At 57.8% G+C, this 1,033-nt stretch carries 2 protein-coding genes; both read left to right on the forward strand.

The genetic code is table 11. The features are described 5' to 3' along the window. The first annotated feature begins 172 nt into the window (after positions 1-172). The gene (locus NKI73_RS33550; RefSeq protein WP_352636344.1) at positions 173-301 is read left to right on the forward strand and encodes a hypothetical protein; all 129 of its coding nucleotides are present in this window, start codon (positions 173-175) and stop codon (positions 299-301) included. Positions 302-501: 200 nt separating this feature from the next. Further along, positions 502-702 (forward strand): hypothetical protein, encoded by a 201-nt coding sequence (locus NKI73_RS33555; protein ID WP_352636346.1) that lies wholly within the window; start codon positions 502-504, stop codon positions 700-702. Positions 703-1,033: the final 331 nt, after the last annotated feature.

Here is a 1,033-nt window from a genome sequence, read left to right on the forward strand (position 1 = left end):
TGGCCTTCACCGATGAAGGCATCGAGGAGGTCAAACTCCTCCTCGAAGAATATCATCGCGTCTCCCCATCGAAAGCTTGACCCTGTACCGCAGCGCTCATGGCCGCCGGACACGCACGTCTGCGGTCTTCACCGGACGGGTACGATTTGTCATCATTCTCCCGATCATCTTCGTGACCTGGATGCTGCTGGTGAAGATCATCAGCGATGTGAAGAAGGCCAATGTCGACTGGACCGGCGTCACCACCATCATCGGCTTCATCGCGCTGGCTTTCTGGCTGCGCCATGTCACCGGGATGTGAAAAGAGCGAATAGCGAATAGCGAGTAGGGAGTAGGGAATGGGGTGCGAGGGATTCCTTGGTATCCCTGCCTTTCCCTACTCGCTATTCGCTACTCACTATTCGCTCTAATCTCCAAAACCTTTCGAACCTTTTCCCGCGTCGCGCCGACTGATGGTCAGGGGCGAATGGGTCGCCTCGATCAAGGATCCAGGAGATCATCGTGTTCAAGCGCACTCTCACCTCAGGCCTCGTCGCCATTTTCGTCGCCACCGGCGCGCTCGCCGGCACTGTCGGCACCTCGTCCGCCCACGGCATGTACGGCCATCATCACAACCATCATAAGAAGCACTTCAAGAAGTTTTGGTGGAAGCACCACAATCCTCATCACCACAGGCACGGCAAGGTGATCATTTTCCTTTGATGGAGGGACCCATTCTTCCAAGAGGGCGGCTTCGGCCGCCCTTTTTGCATTGGCGATCACCTTGTGAAGGGGGACGGCAAAGCCGCCGATCTCCCCGGCAAGGGCAGGGCAATCGCATATGGCGCTCCCCCACTCCGTCTCGGCTTCGCCGAGCCACCTCTCCCCCACATTCGTGGGGGAAGAGGAAATGCCAACCACCGAGGTCGCGGCCTTGAAAAGCCTGGGTTTCCTCTCCCCCATGGACATGCTATCGGATTCACACATTTCGCAGTCCGAGGTTGGCGCCGTATTTGATGGCCCAGAATTCGGCGAGGCCGATGCGCATGACCTT

The organism is Mesorhizobium sp. M0496 (assembly GCF_040321205.1).
Taxonomy (GTDB): Bacteria; Pseudomonadota; Alphaproteobacteria; order Rhizobiales; family Rhizobiaceae; genus Mesorhizobium.